This is a genomic window from Chitinophaga sp. CB10 (assembly GCA_001870995.2).
Taxonomy (GTDB): domain Bacteria; phylum Bacteroidota; class Bacteroidia; order Chitinophagales; family Chitinophagaceae; genus Chitinophaga.
Genome location: MLAV02000001.1, coordinates 163,443 through 176,897, shown reverse-complemented (window position 1 = coordinate 176,897; position 13,455 = coordinate 163,443). Strand labels below are relative to the sequence as shown.

Genomic DNA, 13,455 nt, shown 5'->3' with positions numbered 1-13,455 from the left:
ATTTCCGGGAAATTTCGATAATTGAGGACAATATTTGTATATCGTTTAACAATTTTTGTTGGCGGGTTCTTTCTCGCAAAGGGGCATAAGGATTTTAAGGTCGCAAAGGATTGGGTTTTGTTTTTATGATAAGGGGGTAAGTTGCAAAGGATCAGGGTTTGTTTTCAAGGTTAGTGGATAACAGGGTTAAATTTTCTTATAATGATATAATAAGCCTTTTTTCTTAAAACAATCCTTCTTTTCTTATAACAATATAATACAATCCTTTTTTTCTTATAACAACAAAATACAGGCCTTTGCGATCTTAAAATCCTTATGCCCCTTTGCGAGAAAAACCTCCTCACGCCCCTTTGCGAGAAAAAAAACCGCCCAACTTCGCCTGCAACAACCAAAAGCCCGTTGCCGCCAGCAGGCACACACTCCCCGTGATCGCCCACCACCAGGTGAATCCCAGGTGACCCACCACAAAAGCTCCCGCCGTGGGCGACACAATATTTGCCACGGAATAAGAAATCGTGTACAACGCCGCATATTGCCCCCTGTTATGCGCCTGGCTCCTCGAAATCCAGAAGCTGTTCATAAAAGGCAGGCATAACATCTCCCCGAAAGTAATAATGACCATAAACACCGGCGCCACTATCCACCAGGCCGGCAATCCGGCAATTACATAATAGGCAATGGCTACCATAATGCTCCCCCGCATGATAAACAACAGGTCCGGGAAGCGCCCTTCCAGCCGGTAGATCATCACCATTTCAACCACGGCAATCATAATCCCGTTGATGGACATCGACAACCCGATGGCCCACTCCTTCAAATGCAGCACCTGCTTGAAATACAGCGGCACAATGCTGGAAAACTGGAACAGGCAGATGGCGTTGATCATCGCAAAAACCAGGAAGGTTATATAGATATGATCCTTCCAGATGCTTTCCTTCGGCGCGGAAGGATCGGCATGACTTTTGGCGGGTGCAGGCACTGGTGGCAACAGGATGCGCATCGTGATGGCGGCAACCATACAGGTAGCCCCATCCACCCAGAAGAGCAGGTCGTAACTGAAGCTGGCGAGCAACCCGCCGATAGCGGGCCCCACGGACCATCCCAGGTTAACGGCCAAGCGATTCAGCGCATAGGAACGGGTCCTGTTCTCGGGTTTGCTGTATGCCGCAATCGCCATACTGTTCGCCGGCCGGAAGGCATCGCCCACGGAACTTAACGCGAACACACATACGCAGAGTTGCGGAAATGTATGCATCTGACCCAATAAAATGAACAATAAACCGTTAGAGAAGAGGCTCCAGAACTGCACCTGGTAAAAGCCGATGCGGTCGGATAACCAGCCTCCTGCGGTAGCGCCTACAATAGCGCCGGATCCAAAGCAGGCCATCACAATACCTGCCTGCGCAATGGAGAAATGCAGGTGCTGGGTCATGTACACTGTGAGAAAGGGAATCACCATGGTGCCACTCCGGTTGATCAGGAGGATGAGGGACAACCACCAGGTGGCAGGCGCAAGCCCCGTATAGGCGTTGCGGTAAAGATCAAGCGTTTTCTTTAGCGGGTTCATATTGAGGCCGTAAAGATAAAATTAATGGAAACATTAGCGTAACTTATAAGGTAATTATTAACTTTGGCCGAAAGATCAAGCAGCAATATGCAGGAAAATAAAGGAAAAAAGAATTTACAGGCATTGGGAGTAACTATCGGCGTACATGCGTTGCTGTTAGTAGGGCTCCTGTTTGCCGGTTTTTCCGCTCCTCCCCCGTTACCGAATCAGGACCTCGGTATGGAAGTGAATTTAGGCACTTCTGATGAGGGGATGGGAGATCTACAGCCGCTTGATCCAAACCCTCCCGCCGCTGAAGCGCCCGCGCCGGTGCCACCTGCCGAAGCACAACAACCGTCGCCTGACGCAGCACCGCCTCAGGACATTGCGACGGACAATGACGCGGATGCGCCGGAAGTCAAAAAACCGGAAAAACCGGTAACCAAACCTAAAGAATTACCTAAAAAACTGGAACCCAAACCGGAGAAGCCCGTTAAAAAGCCCGCGGCAGAAGCCCCCAAACCGGCTCCCCCTGCGCCTGCGCCTAAACCCAAAGCCGTATTCGGCGGGGTGGCCAGCAACAACAGCGCGCACAGCGGCAACGGCGCCAATGGTTCCAACAACTCCACCGGCGAGGGTAATACCGGCAAACCGGGCGACCGTGGCCAGATCAATGGCGATCCTAACGCCAAAGGCTATACGGGCGGTGGCGGCCTCGGTGGCGGCAGGTCCGACTTCCAGCTGAAAGGCCGCAGCCTCGTAGGACGCCCCAACGTTACCTACGACAGTAACGAATCCGGATACGTAGCGATTAATATCAAAGTAGATAAACAGGGGAATGTGATTGCTGCCAGTTACAGCATGAGCGGCTCTACCATCAGTAATGATAACCTGATCAGTATTGCCAGGCGCGCAGCAATGCAAATTAAATACAATGCCAGCCAGGATGCCCCTGAAGTACAGTTCGGGCTCATCCGGTTCTATTTTAAAGCCGAATAAACCAATAATCTAAACAAACCGAATTGCAACCGCTGAGGAAGACCGGCATACCAGTTCCTTCCCCCGGCGCATTTTGTCCTTAAACTCTACTGCACCTATGATGACCATGAGTACGCCATGCGCAATAAACCTGCGCCATCTGAAAAACCTGTTTCAATTTACTTATCGCCAGCAATGACTATTTTCAGCAGAATTCTGTCAGGGACCATCATCTTTTCCGCCTGCGCTATTACCGCAGCAGCACAATCTTTTTCGGGTATCCACCAAAGTAATTACGCCGGCGTGTACGGCATCCTGTACAACCCGGCCAGCGCCGCCTCCACGCGGTATAAATGGGACCTCCATATTTTAGGCGCCGACGCCAAAGCCGGCAACACCTACATGACTGTTACCAAGAAAGCATTACTCCACCGCTATGATACCCTCACCCGTAATGTCGACTACTTTCTCGACACGGCGGCCAACCGCCGGCAAAACGGCTGGGAGATGGCGGAAATCATGATGCCCTCCATCATGTACTCCATCGATGAAAAACAAACCGTGTCCTTCATCTGGCGTATTCGCAGCAGCAGCAACGGGGGCAACATACCCACGGAGCAGGCCAACTTCTTCGGTAACAACTTTCCCAATAAAGCTTACATCGGTACCAACTATACTGTCCAGCACGCAGCCGTATCGTCCAACATCTGGCACGAGTTCGGCCTCAGCTATGCCCGCATCCTCCGCAATACTTACGGCGGCGTATGGAAAGGCGGTATCACGGTCAAATACCTCAGCGGCATTGCTGCCGGCTATGCGGCAGTGGATAACGCCACCTTCCGCCTCAACAGCAGCCGCAACGCCAGTGTGAGCAGCGGTACCATGCGGTATGGCTATTCCGAAAACCTGGACCACTGGGATAAACCCTACCTCAATAACCTGAAGCCCAACGGTAATTCCGGCTTCTCCGCGGACCTCGGCGTGATCTACGAATACCGGCCGGATAACGACGGCTTCGGGGATTACGAAGGCGATCACTGGAACCCGGCAGCGGATTATTACCAATGGCGTGTAGGCGCTTCCATTACGGACCTCGGCAGCATCGGGTACAACAAAGCCCCCGGCAATACGGACCTGGACCTGGTAACCAACAACATTGATCCCTACAGTATCACCTATAAAAAGAATCAAAGTCTGCGGCAATTTGCAAGGCAACTCAATAACGCCTTCACCCCTGTCGCTTCCGATTCTGTGTTTCGCATGGCCCTGCCGGCTACCCTGCACCTGATGGGCGACTATAATATTGACGGGCGCTTTTTTATCTCTGCGAATGCAGATATAGCCCTTAACGGTGGCCCCAACAATATTTACAAAACCTACGGGATGACGCAGGTCCAGGTGACGCCCCGTTACGATGTAGACCTCTTCGGCGCATAAATGCCCATCATCGTCAATAAGAACGGCATGGCCGACGTAGGCGCAGGATTCCGTATAGGTCCGCTCCTCCTGGGTTCCAATACGCTGTTCACTAACCTGTTCCGCAAAAACGTGAACCGCGCGGACGCCTACATCGCGCTGCGCTGGGTGCCTATCAAAAAGAGCGATCCAAACGGCGGCGGCATCTTCCATATGCGTAAGCGGCAACTGCGCTGCCCCGCCAATCAATAGCAAACGTTGATGTGGAAAATGGCAGGAATATTTATCTTCGCCGGGAAGATTTTAAGCCATGCAGAAATATCAAGAAACGCTGGACTTCCTGTATCAGCAGCTGCCCATGTTTAGCAGAGTAGGCGCCAGCGCCATCAAGAAAGATCTTGACAACACCCTGGCCCTGCTGGAGATCAGCGGTCATCCACATAAAAAATTCAAATCCGTTCATGTTGCCGGCACCAATGGCAAAGGATCTTCCAGCCATATGCTCGCAGCCATCTTCCAGCAGGCCGGCTACAAAACCGGCCTGTACACCTCTCCCCACCTGGTCGATTTCAGGGAGCGTATCAGAGTGAACGGGCAAATGGTCAGCGAGGATTTTGTCATCTCTTTTACAGAGCGCATGAAACCCCATATCGCTGAAATCCATCCTTCCTTTTTTGAGCTCACCGTAGCCATGGCCTTTGAATATTTTGCGCAGGAGCAGGTGGATATTGCCATCGTGGAAGTAGGGCTGGGCGGGCGTTTGGACAGCACCAACGTCATCACCCCGGAACTCTCCCTCATCACCAACATCAGCTACGATCATAAGAACCTCCTGGGCGATACCCTGCAACAGATTGCCGGCGAAAAAGCCGGTATCATCAAACCCGGCGTACCGGTGGTGATCAGCGAAAGGCAGTCTGAAACCAAGGAGGTATTTATCGCCAAAGCGGCGGAAGTGGGCGCTGATATTCACTTTGCGGACGAGGAATGGATGGGCGCCGCCAACGGCACCAACATCACCAACACCCACCTGGAACTAACGTTGCTGCATATACGCCAGCAGGAAACCCGCCACTACAAGCTCGATCTCAACGGGCAATACCAGGAAAAAAATGTAATGGGCGTACTGTCCGCCGTACACCAGCTGATGGCCCGCGGCTGGAAGATAACGGAAGATGATATATCCAATGCGCTGCGCCACGTGAAAAAGCTGACAGGCCTCCGCGGCCGCTGGGAAGTAGTGAGCCAGCACCCGCTCACCGTCTACGACGTGGGCCACAACGAAGCCGGCATCACGGAAATCGTACAGCAGCTGCGCCACGTTACCTACACGGCGCTTCATATCGTTACCGGGTTTGTGAAAGATAAAGAAGTAGAGAAAGTACTGCCGCTGTTTCCGAAAGCGGCTAAATATTATTTCTGTAAAGCCCAGATACCACGGGCGCTGGATGAGATCACACTCGCGGAAATGGCTGCCGCCAACGGCCTCGAAGGCCAGGCATATCCTACCGTGCAACACGCCTTACAGGCGGCAAAGCAACATGCCCAGCCGGATGATATGATACTGGTATGCGGCAGCTTCTTTATTGTAGCGGAAGCGATGTAAATTATTTAAACTGTACCCTGCCCATGTGCTGCAACGCATAGTACACACAGGTAACGTGCAGGCTTTGCAGCAGCTTGTTTTCTGCAATGAGTTGCTGCAATGCTTCTATCGGCATGAGGATGACTTCAATCTGCTCATTATCGTCCAGGGCCTGCTCCTTCACTTTCACGCCCCCGGTGGCGAGGAACATGTGCGTGAGGTTGTTCGTAGAGCCGGGGTTAGCGGATACGGCGCCCAGCGGGATAATTTCCTTGAAAGCATAGCCGGTTTCTTCCAGCAGCTCCCGTTCCATGGCAAATGCCGGGGAAGGGTCTGTATCGTCCATGGTGCCGGCGGGGATTTCAATGAGGGTCTGTTTTAGCCCGTGGCGGTATTGCCTGATCATAATGGCCTGCCCGTCTTCCGTCAACGCCAGCCCGTTCACCCAGTCGTTATATTCCAGCACGTAGTAAGGATCTACGATACGGCCGTCCGGGGTTTCGCATTTATCTCTCCTTGCCGTCAGCCAGGTATCTTTGTACAGGTATTCTGACGACAGTAATTTCCAATCCATATTATTCATAGCCTTTCTTTTAATCCCAGTTCATCCGCTCTTTCAGTCCCGTTACATGCGCCAGGTGATGCAATCCATGCCAGGAGTACATGGCCGCCAGCGATTTCAGGTTAATTTCCTTTTTGCTTTCCGGGTGGTAAATAGCGCGCTCCCACTGCTCGCCGTCCATGCTGTTGAGCAGGGCCGTCCACCGCGTATGCAGGGCATGCAGCAGCGTGAGGGAAACGTTGATGGGCGTGGCTTTCACATCCGGCAACTCGGCCCATGCGGCTTCGTCGTACGGTTTGATGGTAGGCGTATCTTCCGTGAGGGCCAGCTTAAACCGCGTATAGGCGTTGAGGTGAGAGTCCGCCACGTGATGCACAAGCTGCGTCACCGTCCACCCTTCGGGGCGGTAGGGCGTATCCAGCTGCGCCTGGTCCATGGATTGCACGGTGATTTCCAGCAAAGATGGCAGGTACCGGATATCGTTGATGAAGCGTTGCAATTCTTCCGGGGTGTAATCGGCTTTTGCCTCGAAGCGGCCGATAGGATATTTTAATTCTTCCATATGCACGATCTTGATTAATCTTCTCTTAATTCCTTACCGGTGAGGTGGATGAACACATCTTCCAGGTTGGCTTTTTTCACTTCCTTCTTCCGCTCAAAGCCTTGTGATACCAGCTGGTCTATAAGGCTGTCCGGGGATGCCAGGGCGATGATCTCCCCGCTGTCCACAATGGCGCAGCGGTCGCAGAGGAATTCCGCTTCATCCATATAGTGGGTGGTGATCACTACGGTGGTTCCCTGCGCGCGTACCTGCAGGATCAGGTCCCAGAGGCTCCTGCGCGCCTGCGGATCCAGGCCGGTGGTAGGTTCATCCAGGAAGATGATCCGGGGTTTGTTGATCAGCGTGGTCGCGATGGAAAAGCGCTGTTTCTGGCCGCCGGAGAGTTCCTTGTACTTGTTCCTGGCCTTGTCTGTCAGGTTGAACATGGCCAGCAGTTCCATGGGTTTTACCGGCTGGTTATAGAGGCCGCCGAACATCTCAATCAGTTCTGTGAGGGTCAGGTTCGGGTAGTAGCCGGAGCTTTGGAGCTGTACGCCAATGATCTTTTTGATCTCGTCCGGTTGCTGATCCAGGTCGTAGCCATCCACTTTGATGGTACCACTGGTTTTATCTCTCAACGTTTCAATGATTTCGAGCGTGGTCGACTTTCCTGCGCCGTTGGGGCCCAGGAGGCCGAAAATTTCCCCTTCATACACTTCGAAGCTGATGCCTTTCACTGCGGTAAAATCACCGTACTTCTTCACCAGGTTATTTACCTCGATGATCTTTTTCTTTTCCATGCTGCCAAATTAGACATTAATTGCCAAAAGATAAAGGCAAGTCGCGGGTGGACTTGCCTTTATTATCTGATGTAAGCCGAAAAATTGCTGCTGCTATTTCTTGATGAACACCTGTGTAAAGAAGGTGATGCGGCCATTGCCTTTGGCGGCGCCTATGCCGATGGTGTTGTAATCGCCCAGCATATTGCGGCGGTGCCCCGGGCTCTTAATCCATCCGTTCACTACCTGCTCGGCGTCCAGTGTGCCATAAGCCACGTTTTCAGCGGCGGCGTTCACTCTTCCCAGTTTTTTGGAGATGTTGGCCACGCGTTCTTCAAAGCCTTCATGGCCAAAGCCGGTGCTGCCATTTGCCATATCGCGGCTGTGGCGCTCCGCCTGCTGGCTGCAGTAGGAATCCAGCTGTAATGGCTTCAGTCCTTTGGATGCCCTGAACTTGTTGGTATAATACAGGATTTGCTCCTCCAGGGTGCCGCCTCCGTCGTCAGTGGCATGACGGGTGGTAGCGCGGGAGCAGGCACTCACTTGGAATGCGGAAAAGATGGCTACCAGGAAAGCAAGGATGCTGCGGCTCTTCAAAACGAACATAAAAGTAATGGTTAATAATAAAAAATGATTAATGTGTATATAAACAGACTAAAAAATTGTGCCAGAGTTTAGTTGAAACAGAAAAAGCGCCACAGGGGCGCTTTTTGCTTTCCGGCGAGGCGGAAAAGTTTGCATTAATATAATAGTTTGACTATCGCTTGTTGACGATATCCTGCCAGGTTTCCATCATTCCTTTGGAACCGATGAAGATAGGCACGCGCTGGTGCAACTGCGCCGGCTTCAGTTCCAGCAAACGCTGGCGGCCATTGGCCATTGCCACGCCTCCTGCTTTTTCCACCAGGAAGGACATAGGGTTACATTCATAGCACAAACGCAATCTGCCCGACTTATACTTGCCAAAGGCAGGGTACATGAAAATACCTCCCTGGATCAGCGTACGGTGGATTTCGGCCACCATACAGCCAACAAAGCGATGACGGTAAATACGGTCATTTTCATCCCGGGCCATGAAGTGATCGATGGAGTCCCGGATATTTTTCTCGTACAGGTGGTAGTAGCCAATGTTTACAGAGAAGATATCGCTTTCCGGCGGGCATTTCAGGTTAGGATGCGAGAGGCAGAACTCCCCGATGGATGGGTCCAGCGTAAAGCCCTGCACGCTGCGGCGGGTGGCGTACACCATCATCGTGGATGAACCGTAGATGATATAACCGGCGGCAATCTGCTGGGTGCCAGGCTGCAGAAAGTCCTCCAGAGTGCATTCCTCTCCTTCCGGCGACAGGCGGCGGTACACGGAGAAGATGGTACCAATGGATACGTTGACATCGATATTGCTGGAACCGTCCAGCGGATCGATCAGCACGACATATTTAGACTTCTTGGAATGCTCGTCCGTAAAGGCAATGAAGTTTTCATTTTCTTCGGAGGCAACGCCACAACAGTAAATGCTGGTTTGAAGGGAGTCAATGAATTGATCATTTGCAAATACGTCCAGCTTCTTTACAGATTCCCCCTGAACGTTAGTGGTACCGGCTTCGCCAAGGATGTCGGCAATACCGGCCTTGTTAACTTCCACGTTCACCCTTTTCGCCGCGAGACCTATATCCCGCAACAGACCAGACAACTGGCCGGTGGCGCCAGGATAGTTACGTAACTCCTGGATGGTGAACTCATCCAGCGTCATTACTCTTTGCTTGTGATTCATAACGTTAACTATAAGTTTCGGCAACGAAAGTACGGCAATTGGACTTTATTTTAATGAAACTGTCATTTATCTGTAATCAGATTTTAAAACAATTCTAAACTTGCCTTACTTTGCCAAATATTTTTTTAATAGAAGCCAAAATATCATATGAAGGTTTTTAAGTTCGGAGGCGCAAGTTTAGAAAGTGTTGAACGCATCCGCCAGGTGGGTCAAATTATCCAGTCTTTCCCGGAAGACAAGCTGCTGATCGTTATATCGGCTATGGGCAAAACGACCAATGAGCTGGAAAAGGTAGCACAGAACTACTTTCTGCGCAAACGCGAAATCGCCGCCCAGCTGCTCTATAACATTGAGCAGCAGCACATGCAGGTAGCGGAAGCCCTGCTGGGTAACCGGGAAAACCCGCTGTTTATCCAACTGCAACAGTTCTTCACGGAAGCGGAATGGACACTGGGCGAAAAACCTATGCGGGCATATGATTACTATTACGATCAACTCGTGAGCCTCGGCGAGCTGCTCAGCACCGCCATCGTCAGCGCGTATTTCAACAGCGTAGGCATACGCAATACCTGGCTGGACGTGCGGGACGTATTCCGTACGGACGATAACTTCCGCGATGCGAATATTGACTGGGACATCACCCAGCGCCAGGTGACAGAAAAGGTACTCCCCCTGTTCACTCATACGAATATCGTAATCTCACAGGGCTTTATCGGCAGCACGGATCAAAATGAAAGCGTGACCCTCGGCCGCGAAGGCAGCGACTATTCCGCCGCCGTATTCGCCAATATGCTCGACGCCGAAAGCCAGACCATCTGGAAAGATGTGGAAGGCCTGAAAAACGCCGACCCGAAACTCTTCCCCAACACGGTTAACATCCCGGAGATCAGCTACGGGGAAGTGATCGAAATGGCTTTCTACGGCGCGCAGGTGATCCACCCCAAGACCATTAAACCGCTGCAGAACAAACAGATACCCCTGTATGTAAAATGCTTCCTGGATAAGAACCTCCCCGGCACCGTGATCAAAGAAGTATCCGATGTAAGGCAACTGCCGCCCATCATCGTGCTGAAAAAAAATCAGGTGTTGCTACACATAACTTCCAAAGATTACTCCTTCATCACCGAGGAGAAGATCAGCGGCATCTACGAGATCTTCCACGGCCTGAAAATCAAGATCAACCTGATGCAGAACGGGGCTATCAGCTTTAGCTGCTGTATCGACCACAACCCGGAAAAGATTGAACTGCTCATCAAAACCCTGCACAACGACTTCAAGATCAACTATAACGAAGGACTGGAACTACTGACTGTACGTTACTACCAGGACAGCCTCCTGGAAGAGCTCAGCAACGGCCACCGTATATTGCTCGAACAGCGCTCCCCTACTACGATCCAGCGCTTGTGGAAGAAATAAACTTATCAGCCGGTTATTAATTTTGACAGGCGGTGCAACTTTTTTCATACCTGTACGTCTTTAGGAAAACAGCCGTATGAAAAAAGTTGCATTTTTGTTTTTTGGAATAGCGGGGGCCGTGGCCTGCGGGGGCAGTTTACTGGCAAGTCACGGGCCCAGCATGTCCCCCGATGAATTACCTTTTTACCTCTTTACTGCCGGCAACATTATCAGACCCGCCGATACAGTAGACCCGGAACCGGAGAAATACTGCCGTTCCAACACAGACACAAAGGAATCTGCTTGTAAAGTGTTGTTGGAAAGCTTTTCAATCTATAACATCAGATAGTCCTAAGGTATTTAGCCTGAGTTTTTGCTTGGAGAAAAATTATAACCGCCTCGATAGTATGAGAAAACTAATGATTGCGTTGGGAATGCTTATGCATCTAATGTTAACCGCCAATGCTCAAAAATCCGCCGCCATCAATGGAACCATAGCGGTAAAAGTCAGCGACAAAACCGGGAAACCCTTACCGTTTGCCAGTATCCTGTTACGCAAAACACAAGACTCTTCCCTCGTTAAAGGAGAACTGACTGCTGAAAACGGCAGTTGCAATTTCAGTAATGTACCTGAGGGCGAATACTTCCTGCAGGTATCACAAATGGGCTTTAACACCCACTTTGTTCCCAACTTCCAGATAGACGCATCCCACAAGAAATTCAGCTTCGACAGTATTACCCTCGAACCGCTTACCAAAAGTTTGCAGGCCGTGCAGGTAACCGCCCAGAAGCCCTATATTGAAAGAGAACCAGGTAAAACCGTCCTCAACGTGGAAAGCAGCCCTACCGCAGCCGGAAACACCGCCCTGGACTTACTGCGTAAGGCGCCCGGCGTTAACCTGGATAATAACGAAAACGTAATTCTGCAAGGCAAATCCGTGCAGGTTATGGTAGACGGGAAGCTCACTTATCTCTCCGGAGAACAACTAACGAACCTCCTCAAAAGTACGCCGGCCGAAAATATTGCGCAGATTGAGCTCATGACTACTCCTCCCGCCAAATACGATGCTGCAGGCAACGGTGGTATCATCAACATCAAAACCAAGAAAGGTAAGATGACCGGCATCAATGGCTCTGTGAATGGTACCTTCACGCAAGGCTGGTACCCGCAGGCCAACGGTGGCGGTAACTTCAACTGGCGCACGGAAAAGTTCAACCTCTATGGCAACGGTAGCCTGGGAGTGTACCGTAACCTCGTGCAGCGCGACTTCCGCCGGACCTTCCGGGATGCGCAGGATACCTCCATGCTTTCCCAGGATATCAAACAGCGGAACCGCTTTAACGACAGGAGCTATAAAGCGGGCCTGGACTATTTCATCAACGATAAACATACAGTCGGCGTACTGGTCAACGGATACAATAACTCGTTCACTTCGAGTATTCCCAGCACCACTAACCTTTTCAGGCCTGGTATGCGCCCTGATTCCATCCTGTCTTCCTACACCACCAACGATAACAGCTTTGACAACATTGCCGTCAACCTGAACTATAAAGGCGTGCTGGACACCCTCGGCAAGGAAGTAACAGTAGATGCGGATTACGCTAACTTCCGCAACCAGCGCCATATGCTCCTCAATGATAGCATGCTGGATAACCACACCGGCCAGTTCCGTAACATGAACGGCGTGCAGAACAACGCCCGCACGAACATCACCATCAGGAGCCTTAAGACGGATATGGTATTCCCCTGGGGCAAACAAGGCAAGCTGGAAACCGGCGCCAAATTCAGCTCCGTATCTACCAATAACCTGATGTTATACGATTCCCTGCAAGGCGGTAAATACGTGCGGGCTTACTCCCAGAGCGATGAATTTGATTATAAGGAAGACGTGTACGCAGCCTATGCCAGCTATAAAAAGACCATCAACAAAACGAGCTTTAACCTCGGCGGGCGCATGGAATATACGCGCTCTAACGGTTACTCCCACACGATGGACAGCACGGTGGAGAACAACTACCTGAACTTCTTCCCCAACATCGGGGTAGAGCAAAAGCTCAACGATAAAAATAAACTAAGCCTCAGCTACACGAGGAGGATCGACCGCCCGGAATACGGCCAGCTGAATCCTTTCATCTTCTACCTCGACCGGTACACCTACCGCAAGGGAAATCCTTTTCTGAAGCCGCAGTACACCAATACCGCCGAGCTGAGTTACGTGCTGAAAGACAAGTATATCTTTACGTTCAACGCCAGCAGGATCAATCATATCATTGAGGAATTCCTCACGCAGGACAACGCTACCAAAATCACGACCAGTACGGACGTGAACTACGACCACGCGGATTTCATGAACCTGAACTTCACCGTGCCGGTAGACGTGACCAAGTGGTGGCATATGGATAATAACCTGAACCTCTACTACAACAGCTACCGGATACAGGTGGGCAGCGGTCCGCTGGAAACGCGCACCAACTATAGCTACAACGCCAATACCACGCAGACGTTCAGCCTGCCGAAAGATTTCAAGGTAGAACTGACCGGCTTCTACCAGTCGCCGTTTATCTTCGGTATCTTCAAAGGCGATCCGCAATACAACGCGAACCTCGGTATCCAGAAAACATTTTTGGAAAAGAAAGCTACTGTGAAGCTGAATGTCAACAACCTGCTGTCAGTACAGTATTTCAGGGGAAGAGCGCAATATGGTTCGCTGGACATGAGTATTTATAACATCTGGCAGTACCGCACCGTAGGCGTGTACTTCAGTTATAAATTCGGCAGCAACACCATCAAAGCCGCCCGCGAGCGGCAAACCGGGGCCAGTGCAGAGGCTAAACGCGCCGGTTGATCCTGCATTAATTTGATTCATATAAGGGCTGGTTGT

13 protein-coding genes are annotated in these 13,455 nt (G+C 51.2%); 7 read left to right on the top strand and 6 right to left on the bottom strand.

The window, feature by feature from the left end:
* Positions 1 to 340: 340 nt before the first annotated feature.
* Positions 341 to 1,567 carry an MFS transporter gene (locus BOC67_RS00650; protein ID WP_291906233.1) on the bottom strand — a complete coding sequence of 409 codons (1,227 nt, stop codon included), beginning with the start codon at positions 1,565 to 1,567 and terminating at the stop codon, positions 341 to 343.
* Between the two features lie 63 nt (positions 1,568 to 1,630).
* Here BOC67_RS00650 and BOC67_RS00645 point away from each other — a divergent pair, with 63 nt between their 5' ends.
* From BOC67_RS00645 to BOC67_RS00630, 4 genes are all read left to right on the top strand, one after another.
* Positions 1,631 to 2,545: a hypothetical protein gene (locus BOC67_RS00645; RefSeq protein ID WP_291906231.1), complete on the top strand. Its 915-nt coding sequence runs from the start codon at positions 1,631 to 1,633 to the stop codon at positions 2,543 to 2,545.
* A 174-nt stretch (positions 2,546 to 2,719) separates the two neighbouring features.
* The gene (locus BOC67_RS00640; RefSeq protein WP_291906229.1) at positions 2,720 to 3,961 is read left to right on the top strand and encodes a DUF5723 family protein; all 1,242 of its coding nucleotides are present in this window, start codon (positions 2,720 to 2,722) and stop codon (positions 3,959 to 3,961) included.
* Entirely contained in the window at positions 3,962 to 4,192 is a 231-nt protein-coding gene (locus tag BOC67_RS00635; protein WP_291906227.1) for a hypothetical protein, read from the top strand.
* A gap of 58 nt (positions 4,193 to 4,250) precedes the next feature.
* Positions 4,251 to 5,546 carry a folylpolyglutamate synthase/dihydrofolate synthase family protein gene (locus BOC67_RS00630; RefSeq protein WP_291906225.1) on the top strand — a complete coding sequence of 432 codons (1,296 nt, stop codon included), beginning with the start codon at positions 4,251 to 4,253 and terminating at the stop codon, positions 5,544 to 5,546.
* A gap of 1 nt (position 5,547) precedes the next feature.
* On the opposite strand, the gene BOC67_RS00625 is transcribed toward BOC67_RS00630, so the two are convergent.
* From BOC67_RS00625 to fbp, 5 genes are all read right to left on the bottom strand, one after another.
* The gene (locus BOC67_RS00625) at positions 5,548 to 6,108 is read right to left on the bottom strand and encodes an NUDIX hydrolase (RefSeq protein ID WP_291906223.1); all 561 of its coding nucleotides are present in this window, start codon (positions 6,106 to 6,108) and stop codon (positions 5,548 to 5,550) included.
* A 10-nt stretch (positions 6,109 to 6,118) separates the two neighbouring features.
* Positions 6,119 to 6,649 (bottom strand): YfiT family bacillithiol transferase, encoded by a 531-nt coding sequence (locus BOC67_RS00620; protein ID WP_291906221.1) that lies wholly within the window; start codon positions 6,647 to 6,649, stop codon positions 6,119 to 6,121.
* Between the two features lie 14 nt (positions 6,650 to 6,663).
* Positions 6,664 to 7,428: an ABC transporter ATP-binding protein gene (locus BOC67_RS00615; RefSeq protein WP_291906220.1), complete on the bottom strand. Its 765-nt coding sequence runs from the start codon at positions 7,426 to 7,428 to the stop codon at positions 6,664 to 6,666.
* 93 nt (positions 7,429 to 7,521) lie between these two features.
* A complete protein-coding gene (locus BOC67_RS00610; protein WP_291906219.1) occupies positions 7,522 to 8,013 on the bottom strand; it encodes a CAP domain-containing protein in 492 nt (163 codons plus the stop codon).
* A gap of 151 nt (positions 8,014 to 8,164) precedes the next feature.
* Positions 8,165 to 9,178 (bottom strand): class 1 fructose-bisphosphatase, encoded by a 1,014-nt coding sequence (gene fbp, locus BOC67_RS00605; protein ID WP_291906218.1) that lies wholly within the window; start codon positions 9,176 to 9,178, stop codon positions 8,165 to 8,167.
* Between the two features lie 147 nt (positions 9,179 to 9,325).
* Here fbp and BOC67_RS00600 point away from each other — a divergent pair, with 147 nt between their 5' ends.
* The 3 genes from BOC67_RS00600 (at position 9,326) to BOC67_RS00590 (ending at position 13,419) form a co-directional block, all read left to right on the top strand.
* The gene (locus BOC67_RS00600) at positions 9,326 to 10,594 is read left to right on the top strand and encodes an aspartate kinase (protein WP_291906217.1); all 1,269 of its coding nucleotides are present in this window, start codon (positions 9,326 to 9,328) and stop codon (positions 10,592 to 10,594) included.
* A gap of 76 nt (positions 10,595 to 10,670) precedes the next feature.
* Entirely contained in the window at positions 10,671 to 10,922 is a 252-nt protein-coding gene (locus BOC67_RS00595) for a hypothetical protein (RefSeq protein WP_291906216.1), read from the top strand.
* Between the two features lie 58 nt (positions 10,923 to 10,980).
* Positions 10,981 to 13,419 (top strand): TonB-dependent receptor, encoded by a 2,439-nt coding sequence (locus tag BOC67_RS00590; RefSeq protein WP_291906215.1) that lies wholly within the window; start codon positions 10,981 to 10,983, stop codon positions 13,417 to 13,419.
* Positions 13,420 to 13,455: the final 36 nt, after the last annotated feature.

Coding starts and splice junctions, on each gene's coding strand:
- BOC67_RS00600 (WP_291906217.1), top strand. CDS start 9,326: ATGAAGGTTTTTAAGTTCGGAGGCGCAAGTTTAGAAAGTGTTGAACGC.
- BOC67_RS00630 (WP_291906225.1), top strand. CDS start 4,251: ATGCAGAAATATCAAGAAACGCTGGACTTCCTGTATCAGCAGCTGCCC.
- BOC67_RS00625 (WP_291906223.1), bottom strand. CDS start 6,108: ATGAATAATATGGATTGGAAATTACTGTCGTCAGAATACCTGTACAAA.
- BOC67_RS00590 (WP_291906215.1), top strand. CDS start 10,981: ATGAGAAAACTAATGATTGCGTTGGGAATGCTTATGCATCTAATGTTA.
- BOC67_RS00650 (WP_291906233.1), bottom strand. CDS start 1,567: ATGAACCCGCTAAAGAAAACGCTTGATCTTTACCGCAACGCCTATACG.
- BOC67_RS00640 (WP_291906229.1), top strand. CDS start 2,720: ATGACTATTTTCAGCAGAATTCTGTCAGGGACCATCATCTTTTCCGCC.
- BOC67_RS00610 (WP_291906219.1), bottom strand. CDS start 8,013: ATGTTCGTTTTGAAGAGCCGCAGCATCCTTGCTTTCCTGGTAGCCATC.
- BOC67_RS00615 (WP_291906220.1), bottom strand. CDS start 7,428: ATGGAAAAGAAAAAGATCATCGAGGTAAATAACCTGGTGAAGAAGTAC.
- fbp (WP_291906218.1), bottom strand. CDS start 9,178: ATGAATCACAAGCAAAGAGTAATGACGCTGGATGAGTTCACCATCCAG.
- BOC67_RS00595 (WP_291906216.1), top strand. CDS start 10,671: ATGAAAAAAGTTGCATTTTTGTTTTTTGGAATAGCGGGGGCCGTGGCC.
- BOC67_RS00635 (WP_291906227.1), top strand. CDS start 3,962: ATGCCCATCATCGTCAATAAGAACGGCATGGCCGACGTAGGCGCAGGA.
- BOC67_RS00620 (WP_291906221.1), bottom strand. CDS start 6,649: ATGGAAGAATTAAAATATCCTATCGGCCGCTTCGAGGCAAAAGCCGAT.